Genomic DNA, 6,224 nt, shown 5'->3' with positions numbered 1-6,224 from the left:
GATCGGGCGGCAAAGTCCGTTCGGTAAGCTCCGCACGCGCATCGTCGCGAAGGACGACATCACGCGCTTGCAGGTTCCCGGCAGCAAGCGGGTGAAGGCCCGCTTTCAGCTCGTCTTCACGCTGGCCTCGGGGGAACGCCTGTCGTCCCCGCCGATCTCCGACGTCACCCATGTTCGCGACACCGTGGCCCGGATCGCGACGCAGTTCGAGGTTCCGAATGTCGAGGAGCCGGTCAATCCGCTTGATGCCAGCAATCCCGAGATGCATCTCGGCGAGCCGCTGGAGCCGTTTCCCGCGCGCGACATTCACGTGGTTGCGCTGATCGCCGTCGCCTTGTCAGCGCTACCCTACGCCTACAAGCTCTGGCGCGGATGGCCGCCCAGCCATGTCGACATCCTGCTGCTGCCGGTCGGTGCGCTCGCCGCGTTCGCTGTCTACAGATACGCCAACCTGGTGACCGGCGCCTTCTGGATCATCGGCCAGAACGATATCCGCGTCGAGCGCCTGTGGGGCGACGGCACACCGCGCGCGGACCATATCGAAGGGCCCGACGTGAAGTCGATCACGGTCGAGCGCCGCGGCCGATCCGAGGACGAGCACTGCATCGTCGTGATCCGGCTGCACACCGGAAAGCGGTTTCGCAGCCCCCGCATCGGCTCCCGACCCGAAGCCCGCGCCGTTGCCACCGAGATCGTCCGCCGGCTCGCCATCGCGCCGGAGAGCAACAAGATCTAGGCCCTTGGGATGAAGGCCGAGTTCGGCGCAGCAGCTTCGACGGAGGCCGATGCCTCTCAGCCTCACCCGAGGAGCGCGCCCTTGCGCGCGTCTCGAAGGACGAGGGCCGCCACCGGGCGGCCCAGGCGATTCCGCAGCCGAGAGAGTGAGCGCACCGGTGCCTCGGCACCAATCTATGCTTTTCGCGCCATCCCCCGTTTGTGGCGTTGCCAGGCGCGTGTCAAAAAGCCAAAGCATTCTCGTGAGATACTAGGGCGGCGCGCCATCAACTTGCCATGAACTTGCCCCTCAGGTTTGATGGTTCCTGATTGATTTGCGCTGTGGCAGCGGGGAGAGCTTTACATGACGGATTTTCGTCGCCTGACCGGGGTGTTCGTGGCTGCGATCGGCCTTTTTCTGTCCACGCCGCAGGCCTTCGCCCAGCAGCCGGACCGCGGCGACGAGCCGGGCCTGGTCGCCGATGACGGCTACCAGCTCGAGCCGGAATGGCAGAAGCAGGTGGTCTACTTCCGCACCACCGAGCCGCCGGGAACGATCATCGTCTCGACCGCCGAACGACATCTCTATCTGGTGCAGCCCGGCGGGCGCGCGATCCGCTATGGCATCGGCGTCGGCCGCGACGGTTTCCAGTGGCAAGGGCTGGTGACCATCACCAACAAGAAGGAATGGCCGGACTGGACGCCGCCGCCGGAGATGATCCAGCGCCAGCCCTATCTGCCGCGCTTCATGGCCGGCGGCCCCGGCAATCCGTTGGGCGCCCGCGCCATGTATCTCGGCACCACCGTCTACCGCATCCACGGCACCAACCGCCCCGACACGATCGGCACCAAGGTGTCTTCGGGCTGCTTCCGCCTGGTCAATGCCGACGTCGCAGATCTCTATGATCGCGTCCCTGTTGGCACCAAGGTCGTCATCCGGCAGAAGCCCGAGCTCTAAAGCTTATGGTTCGCGCATGATCTTTTCGGAGAGCCGCTTCGCGCTTTGCGCTGACGCGGCCCTCCGGATCCCGATCATGCTCTCCGTCCTCGCCTGATTCCTTTTCCCGATATTTCGAGAGAACAACATGATGCGCACTTTTCGTGGCGGCCTGCTGATCGGGCTCGCCCTCGCCGTGCTGGTCGCAGTGTCGGCCATCGTCTACGAATTCTACGACACCCGCACGCTGAAGCGCACCGTTCGCCGCGGCGAAGTGCTGTGCGGCGTCAACAAGGGCCTGCCGGGCTTCTCGATCCCCGACGACAAGGGCAACTGGACCGGCTTCGACGTCGACTTCTGCCGTGCGGTGGCTGCCGCGATCTTCGACGACCCGGGCAAGGCGAAGTTCATTCCGCTCGACGCCAATGAGCGTTTCAAGGAGCTGCAGAGCCGCAAGGTCGACATCCTCTCGCGCAACACGACCTGGAGCATGGCGCGCGAGCTCGACTACGACCTGTATTTTCCGGCCGTGGCCTATTACGACGGCGTCGGCTTCATGGTGCCGCGTTCGCGCAACAAGGAGACCTCGCTGGACCTGACCGGCAGCAAGGTCTGCGTCCAGGCCGGGACCACGACGACACTCAACGTCGCCGATTACTTCCGTGTCAACAACATGAAGTACGAAGAGGTGAAGTTCGACAAGCTCGACGAGGTCGTGAAGGCCTACGACAGCGGCAAGTGCGACACGTTCTCCGCCGACGTCTCCCAGCTCTATGCTCTGCGGCTGAACCTCTCGAAACCCGGCGACCACATGATCCTGCCGGACATGATCTCCAAGGAGCCGCTTGCCCCCGTCGTGCGGCAGCGCGACGACGACTGGATGATGATCGTGAAGTGGACGCTGTACGCCATGATCAACGCCGAGGAGCTCGGCGTCACCTCCGAGAACATCGACGAGGCCCTGAAGTCGAAGAAGCCGGAAGTTATGCGCCTCGTCGGCACCGAAGGCCGTTACGGGGAGCAGCTCGGCCTCACCAAGGACTGGGCCGCCCGCATCATCCGCCACGTCGGCAATTACGGAGAGATGTACGACCGCAACATCGGCGAGAAGTCGAAGCTGAAGATTCCGCGCGGCATGAACCAGCTGTGGAATGCCGGCGGCGTGCAGTACGCACCGCCGATGCGGTAAGACCGTCTCTCCGTCGTCCCCGTCAGCTTGGGGCCACCGCGCTCCACACTCTCAACTGTCATCGCCCGCGAAAGCGGGCGATCCAGTATTCCAGAGACGGTCGTGATCAATCGAGAAGCTGCGGCGTACTGGGTCGCCCGGTCAAGCCGGGCGACGACACCGAATGTGAGGCGCGGCCTTCGCGCCCCCGCCTCAATACCCCCGCGCCCTTGCGAGCTGCTCGGTGTGGTAGTTGGCGTCGCCGAACAATTCTTCGCACACCCTTGCGCGCTTCATGAAGAAGCCGATGTCGAACTGGTCGGTCATGCCCATGCCGCCATGCATCTGCACGCCTTCCTGCACCGCACGGGTGGCGGTGGTGCCGGCGCGGGCTTTTGCGACTGCCACGGCTGAGGCCGCCTTGGCGACGTCGCCGTCCAACGCCTGCAGCGCCTTCATGGTGGCGGCGCGGGTGATCTCGATGTCGACATAGAGCTCGGCGGCACGGTGCTGCAGCGCCTGGAATTCGCCGATCAGCTTGCCGAACTGTTTGCGGTTCTTCAGGTACTCGACGGTGCGATTGAACACTTCCTCGCTCAGGCCCACCATCTCGGACGCGACCGCGCCGCGGCCGATATCGAGCACGCCTTCGAGCAGACTTGCGCCCTGATCGACCTCGCCGAGCACGCCGTCGGCATTGACCTCGACATTGGCGAAGTCGATCCGAGCCGCATTGTGGGCATCGACCATGATGGTGCGCTCGATCGTCACGCCCTTCGCCGCGGGATTCACCAGGAACAGCGTCAGGCCCTCGCGCTCGCCGGCGGAACCCGCGGTGCGCGCGGCGACGATGAGGAGGTCGGCGACGTGACCGTCGAGCACCAGCGCCTTGGCACCACTGAGCTTGAAGCCGTTGCCGGCGCGCACGGCCTGAAGGCTGGTCTGAAGCGGACGATGCTTGGCGCCTTCGTCGATTGCGAGCGTCGCAAGCAATGAGCCATTCGCGATCTTCGGCAGGAATTCCGACTTCTGCGCGGCGTTGCCGCCGCGGTTCAGCGCAGAGGCCGCAACCACGCTGGTGGCGAGGAACGGCGAGGGCATCAGCGTGCGGCCGATCTCCTCCATCACGATTCCGACTTCGACATGGCCGAGGCCGCTGCCGCCGAACTCTTCCGGCACCAGGAGGCCGGCAAAGCCCATCTCGGCGAAGGACTGCCAGAGCTCTTTCGAGAAACCGGTGCGATCCTTGCTGTCGCGCAAGTGTCGCAGGTGCGACACCGGCGCCTTGTCGCTGATCAGCCCGCGCGCTGAGTCGCGGAGCATGGATTGTTCTTCTGTGAGGACGAGGGCCATGTGCGTGTTTCCGATTCGAAATCTATACTGTCTTGGTCATTCCGGGATGCGCCGTCAGGCGCAGGCCCGGAATCCATCGGGCGACAGGGTTGGTGGATGAATGGATTCCGGGCTCGCGACTATGTCGCGCCCCGGAATGACAGAAAGGCTCACGCCCCCGGCAGATCCAGGATGCGCTTGGCGACGATGCCGAGCATGACCTCGGACGTGCCGCCTTCGATCGAGTTGGCCTTGGTGCGCAGCCAGGCGCGCGGGCGGGCGCCCTGCCTGGAGCGCTCGCTCTCCCATTCCAGCGCATCGACGCCGCCGGCCGACATCAGAATCTCGTGACGGCGCTTGTTGAGCTCGGTGCCGTAATATTTCATCGCCGACGAGAACGCCGGATGCGCCTGCCCCGCCTTGGCGAGATCGACCGCGCGCTCGGCGCAGGCAGCTAACGCGGCTTCATCGACGTCGAAGCGCGCGATCTGGCCGCGCAGCATGGCGTCATCGAGCCGCCCCTGCGCATCGGTGCCGACGGAGTCCGCCGCGATCTGGCCGAGCGGTCGGCCGGCGCCGCGCTCGCCCATCCCTGAAATCATCGCGCGCTCGTGCTGGAGCAGATATTTCGCCACGTCCCAGCCACGGTTGATGGTGCCGACCACGTTCGACTTCGGCACCCGGACATTGTCGAAGAAGGTCTCGCAGAACGGCGAGTAACCCGATATCAGCAGGATCGGCTTGGTCGAGACACCCTTCGAGGTCATGTCGAACAGGATGAAGCTGATGCCGTCATGCTTCTTCGCGGCTGGATCGGTGCGCACCAGGCAGAAGATCCAGTCGGCGTAATTGGCATAGGACGTCCAGATCTTCTGGCCGTTGATGATGAAATGATCGCCGTCGCTCTCGGCGCGGGTCTGGAGCGACGCGAGATCCGAGCCGGCGTTCGGCTCGGAATAACCCTGGCACCAGCGGATCTCGCCCGCCGCGATCTTCGGCAGATGCTCCTTCTTCTGGGCGTCGTTGCCGTATTTCAACAGCGCCGGCCCGAGCATCCAGATGCCGAAGCTCGACAGCGGCGGGCGCGCGCCCATTTTCGCCATTTCGGCGCGCAGCACTTTGTGCTCGGCGGCGCTGAGGCCACCGCCGCCATATTCCTTCGGCCAGTCCGGCACGGTCCAGCCCTTGTCGCGCATACGCTCGAACCAGACGCGCTGCGGCTCCGACGAGAATTTTGCGTTGCGCCCGCCCCAGAACACGTCATCGTCGGACGTCGCGGGCTTGCGCATCTCCGGCGGGCAATTGGCTTCCAGCCAGGCGCGCGTCTCGTTGCGGAATGTCTCGAGATCGGCGGTCTCAGTGTCGCTCATGGTCGTTTCCATCATCAAAGTCGACTTGTTGGGCGCGACTCTGGGCCAAGCCCCCGCGGAATTCAACCACTTCCGTACCCGCGCTCGGCTATAGTCGCAGCGTGGCGGTGCTTGAAAACAAAGAGGAAACGACAATGCGCCTGAAACTTCTTTCGCCTGGCGAAATGAACGAGAGCCAGCGGCAGACCTATGACGAGTCGATTGCCGGAAAGCGCGGCAAGCCGCCGGCGCCGATGATGGCCTGGCTGAGCAGCCCGGAGATGGCGCGTCACGCGACGCGGCTCGGCGAGGTCATGCGCTTCGACACGATATTCCCGGCAAAGCTCTCGGAGATCGCGATCCTGGTGACGGCGCGGCACTGGACCGCGCATTACGAATGGTACGCGCACAAGCGCCTCGCGCTTGCCGGCGGCATGAAGCCCGAGATCATCGACGCGATCCGCGACCGCCGTACGCCCGAATTCGACGATCCCAAGGGGAAGATGATCTACGATCTCGCGAAGTCGCTGCATGAAGGCCACGGCGTCGAGAAGGGGCTCTACGACGAGGCGGTGAAGGTGCTCAGCGAGCGCGGCGTCGTCGAGGTCATCGGGCTGTGCGGCTATTACACGCTGGTGTCGATGACGCTGAACACCTTCGAGTTCGGGCTGCCCGACGGCGAGGTGCCGGAACTCTCTTAAGTTTCCCATCCGGAAACGATGGG

The 6,224-nt window shown here is 64.5% G+C and carries 6 protein-coding genes; 4 read left to right on the top strand and 2 right to left on the bottom strand.

Annotation, left to right across the window (positions count from 1 at the left end):
• From AX729_RS04260 to AX729_RS04250, 3 genes are all read left to right on the top strand, one after another.
• The coding region (locus AX729_RS04260) for a hypothetical protein (protein ID WP_061020656.1) at positions 1 to 736 on the top strand (736 nt) is incomplete at its 5' end.
• Positions 737 to 1,078: 342 nt separating this feature from the next.
• Positions 1,079 to 1,672: a L,D-transpeptidase gene (locus tag AX729_RS04255; RefSeq protein WP_061020655.1), complete on the top strand. Its 594-nt coding sequence runs from the start codon at positions 1,079 to 1,081 to the stop codon at positions 1,670 to 1,672.
• A 130-nt stretch (positions 1,673 to 1,802) separates the two neighbouring features.
• On the top strand, positions 1,803 to 2,840 hold the full coding sequence (locus tag AX729_RS04250; protein ID WP_061020664.1) for an amino acid ABC transporter substrate-binding protein: 1,038 nt from the start codon (positions 1,803 to 1,805) through the stop codon (positions 2,838 to 2,840).
• A gap of 192 nt (positions 2,841 to 3,032) precedes the next feature.
• Here AX729_RS04250 and AX729_RS04245 read toward each other — a convergent pair whose 3' ends face one another.
• Positions 3,033 to 4,172, bottom strand: a complete 1,140-nt coding sequence (locus AX729_RS04245; RefSeq protein WP_061020654.1) for an acyl-CoA dehydrogenase family protein — start codon at positions 4,170 to 4,172, stop codon at positions 3,033 to 3,035.
• Between the two features lie 149 nt (positions 4,173 to 4,321).
• A complete protein-coding gene (locus AX729_RS04240) occupies positions 4,322 to 5,521 on the bottom strand; it encodes an acyl-CoA dehydrogenase family protein (protein WP_061020663.1) in 1,200 nt (399 codons plus the stop codon).
• A 134-nt stretch (positions 5,522 to 5,655) separates the two neighbouring features.
• Here AX729_RS04240 and AX729_RS04235 point away from each other — a divergent pair, with 134 nt between their 5' ends.
• Entirely contained in the window at positions 5,656 to 6,201 is a 546-nt protein-coding gene (locus AX729_RS04235) for a carboxymuconolactone decarboxylase family protein (RefSeq protein WP_061020662.1), read from the top strand.
• Positions 6,202 to 6,224: the final 23 nt, after the last annotated feature.

The organism is Bradyrhizobium sp. CCH5-F6 (genome assembly GCF_001556045.1).
GTDB lineage: Bacteria > Pseudomonadota > Alphaproteobacteria > Rhizobiales > Xanthobacteraceae > Bradyrhizobium.
Note: the sequence above shows the minus strand (reverse complement) of the source record. Positions and strands in the feature narration are given on the sequence as shown.

Bases quoted from the DNA above. Each gene is read 5' to 3' on its own strand.
- AX729_RS04255 (WP_061020655.1), top strand. From the start codon at position 1,079: ATGACGGATTTTCGTCGCCTGACCGGGGTGTTCGTGGCTGCGATCGGC.
- AX729_RS04250 (WP_061020664.1), top strand. From the start codon at position 1,803: ATGCGCACTTTTCGTGGCGGCCTGCTGATCGGGCTCGCCCTCGCCGTG.
- AX729_RS04245 (WP_061020654.1), bottom strand. From the start codon at position 4,172: ATGGCCCTCGTCCTCACAGAAGAACAATCCATGCTCCGCGACTCAGCG.
- AX729_RS04240 (WP_061020663.1), bottom strand. From the start codon at position 5,521: ATGAGCGACACTGAGACCGCCGATCTCGAGACATTCCGCAACGAGACG.
- AX729_RS04235 (WP_061020662.1), top strand. From the start codon at position 5,656: ATGCGCCTGAAACTTCTTTCGCCTGGCGAAATGAACGAGAGCCAGCGG.